A 588-nucleotide genomic window follows, 5' to 3' on the forward strand; every position below is an offset into this window, starting at 1 on the left:
GGGCGCACCGACTTCACATACGCCGCCACCCCTGCGGCCAAACCACCGCCGCCGATCGGTACGAAGATCGCGTGAATCGGGCCTTGATGCTGACTGAGAATCTCCATCGCGACGGTGCCCTGGCCGGCGATCACATACGGGTCGTCGAACGGATGCACGAAGGTCAGCCCGCGTTCTTCCTGAAGCTTCACTGCATGACCGTAAGCGTCGCTAAACGACTCACCGAACTGCACCACTTCGACTGTCGGGCCGCCATGTGAGCGCACTGCGTCGACCTTGACCTGCGGTGTGGTCGTCGGCACGACGATGATCGCTTTCACGCCCATGCGAGCCGCCGACAACGCCACGCCCTGCGCATGATTGCCCGCCGACGCGGTGATCACCCCACGTTGCAGCGCCTCTGCCGGCATATGCGCCATCTTGTTATACGCGCCGCGCAGCTTGAACGAGAACACCGGCTGGTTGTCCTCGCGCTTCAGATATACCGGGTTACGCAGCCGCGCCGACAGATTCGGCGCGCGTTCGAGTTCGGTCTCGCGGGCCACGTCGTAGACGCGCGCGGTCAGGGTTTTTTTCAGGTAGTCGTGG

The 588-nt window shown here is 63.4% G+C and carries 1 protein-coding gene; it reads right to left on the minus strand.

The window, feature by feature from the left end:
* Positions 1-588 (minus strand): pyridoxal-phosphate dependent enzyme (locus LMG28727_RS33920; RefSeq protein ID WP_201646653.1); only part of this gene is annotated, 588 nt, incomplete at both ends.

It is taken from the genome of Paraburkholderia metrosideri (assembly GCF_904848625.1).
GTDB classification, from domain to species: domain Bacteria; phylum Pseudomonadota; class Gammaproteobacteria; order Burkholderiales; family Burkholderiaceae; genus Paraburkholderia; species Paraburkholderia metrosideri.